This window comes from Moorena sp. SIO3B2, assembly GCF_010692525.1.
In the GTDB taxonomy this organism is placed as follows: Bacteria; Cyanobacteriota; Cyanobacteriia; order Cyanobacteriales; family Coleofasciculaceae; genus Moorena; species Moorena producens.
In genome coordinates, this window is record NZ_JAAHHE010000708.1 from 1 (window position 1) to 2149 (window position 2149).

Sequence of the window (2149 nt, forward strand, 5' to 3'; positions counted from 1 at the left end):
TCCCATCGCAGCAGAGGTATAGCGCTACGTGCCAGGCATGCTAGCATGCTAGCATGCTAGCAATAGCTGATTATAATAGCTTTTGCTGCTTTTATAAATGTCCTAACCTTAATGCGTAGTGCTATAAGCTGTTCGGCATTTAAATTGGTATAATAAAAATTAATAAATAACCCAATAATAGGAAATATGCCGGGAGCATCCCATTTTGGAAAAAAGAGACAATTTATTCGCGATTTATAATCGCGAATAATATCCCGACTTAGATATCTTTAAGCTCGGAGTCGAAAGAAATATCTAATAAGCTATTTTTAAGAGAATCAATCGTTTTTTGTAATTCGGAAACTATGGTTCTTCTCGCTACAGCCATCACCCCGGCAACATGGGCTTCACTTCCAGCCTTCCCCAAATGCTTATATTTACTTAACTTGGGCGCTTTACCTGTGGTTGTGAAGGAGGGTGAACTGGCTTGTAATTTGTAATACCAGTAGGCTTTTTGGGGCTGTCGAACTTGATAACGCGCTACCCAGACACCTGACGGGGCGAGTTCTCCTTGACCCTCGAAGAAATTTTTGTAGGTTTCGAGACTAGCAATTGCCGTCTGTAAACGAGTTATTCTCTCTAGTTTATCTTGTGGTGACTTACTGGAAACTCTTCTGCCCATTGATCTAAATCTCCATCAAAATATATTCGCGATTATAACTCGCGAATTGGACTCCCAAGGATTTTTAAGTGCTTAAATAGCTAGCTGACCGTTTAAATAAGCACAACGAAGTTGTAAGATATTAGCCACATTTTCTCTTAGCCACTGGGCTCCAGTTAGTTTAACACGGTGGCTTATTTGTTTGACGGCTGATTCCACAGCTCCGCTGCCAATTGAACAAATTTGTTCCCGTTGAAACCATTGATAATTGATTAACCTTTGACGGTGCTTGTTAAGATAGTTAAGAAAGTTCGTTCCTCCCACGGGCTGAACCGACTTCAACAACTTCCGAGCCTCGGATACCTGTCCCATCCACAAGTAAGCCTCTAACTGTTCTTTGATGGATTTTTTCGTTTCTATTTTATGCAGGTTTTCGGTTAGGTGATACCAGTCCAAGATTTCAATCCTATCCTTAGTCTCTCCAATTTCAGCAAATATGTTCCAGATTCCATCATGTCCATCTCCTAAGCAGTACAAGGGCGAGGTTAATCTTTGACTATTTATCCAATCCGTTAAAGATAGGTTATCTTGAAAGAAGGCTCCGTAATAAATCCCTGTCTTGATGCAGTCGCTCATGGGGGGAACCCCCAAGACCGCGCTGCATCGCTTGTAAACGGGCTGTTTTGTATTCTTGCCAAAAACTCGGTTCTCCTAAAGCTTTTGTCCTCAGACGAATTTTTCCCCCATCAACACTTATCTCGGATAACTCAAGTTTTAGATCAGGAAGTGGTAGGTCAATTTGGTTCACTTTGCGATGATGAGTGGAGTGACCGACTTTTAGCCCAGTTAACAGATACAAGTCACTCTCTGCATTTTGATAAGATTCATTGGCACTTAAGAGGAGACAGCATTTTTCCAGCAGAGGACTATGGCGTGTATAGGCTTCTATCCCTAAAGCATCTGCTTGTTTTTTCGTAATCTTCAGTTTTCCCAAGCAGCTTTTTAGGGTTCGGGTTTTTCCTCGTCGGGTTTGGGTCTTTTTGGTGATAAAAAAAGGGCAATTTTGGGACTGACATGTTCTAGAACCTGCTCTCTAACTGCCATTTCGATATCTGCTAGGTTTTCCAAACTATCCGTGTCAGTATTGTTATAAAGGATCTCACTGGCTCGTTTTAAACAAGCTTCCAGTTCTTCCTGTTCGGCTCTGGTCATGATCAAAGGGTATGAACATCTACCTCTCTATTATGCCAGGGTACATGTAGTCCAGTTCTCTACTCATTTAATTCGCGATTATTAATCGCGAATTAAATGAGTACCTATTCCTGTCTTTTTTCCAAAATGGGATGCTCCCAATATGCCAGCAAAAAATTATCTGACACAAGAGCAAAAAACAATACTTCAAAAAGCCTTAAAAATAGAAGAAAATGGAAATATTAGAGAACGTATTTTAATTTTGCTGTTGTTGAATAGTGGAAAAACACAGTTAGAAATTGCTGAAGTTTTGGGTTG

Annotated in this window: 1 protein-coding gene and 2 pseudogenes; 1 reads left to right on the top strand and 2 read right to left on the bottom strand. The window is 40.5% G+C overall.

Annotated elements, in window-relative coordinates:
- Window positions 1–259: 259 nt before the first annotated feature.
- Together F6K38_RS40055 and F6K38_RS40060 are read right to left on the bottom strand one after the other, a co-directional pair.
- Complete coding sequence (locus F6K38_RS40055; protein WP_287360436.1) at window positions 260–661, bottom strand: transposase; 402 nt, start codon at window positions 659–661, stop codon at window positions 260–262.
- Window positions 662–733: 72 nt separating this feature from the next.
- Window positions 734–1852, bottom strand: a pseudogene (locus F6K38_RS40060) (ISKra4 family transposase).
- 142 nt (window positions 1853–1994) lie between these two features.
- On the opposite strand from F6K38_RS40060, the pseudogene F6K38_RS40065 reads away from it, so the two are divergent.
- Window positions 1995–2149: pseudogene (locus F6K38_RS40065) on the top strand (IS630 family transposase); the annotation flags it as partial.